Consider the following 245-nt stretch of genomic DNA (forward strand, 5'->3'; position numbering starts at 1 on the left):
ACCCCGAAGACGGTGATGATCGACGCGACCTATCTCAAGGCGCACCGCACGGCGACCAGCCTGCGGTCGAAAAAGGGGGGCTAGGCGACCAGAGGGGCCGTCTGATCGGTCGGACGAAGGGCGGCATGAACACCAAGCTGCACGCCGTCACCGAGGCTGATGGTCGCCCGATCCGGTTCTTCATGACGGCAGGCCAAGTAAGTGATTACACCGGCGCGGCGGCGCTACTGAGCAGCTTGCCAAAG

General features: G+C 64.1%; 1 pseudogene. It reads left to right on the forward strand.

The features are described from left to right. Window positions 1-245 (forward strand): annotated as a pseudogene (locus D5084_RS08990) (transposase); the annotation flags it as partial.

The sequence above is a fragment of the Tabrizicola thermarum genome (assembly GCF_003574395.1).
Taxonomy (GTDB): domain Bacteria; phylum Pseudomonadota; class Alphaproteobacteria; order Rhodobacterales; family Rhodobacteraceae; genus Tabrizicola; species Tabrizicola thermarum.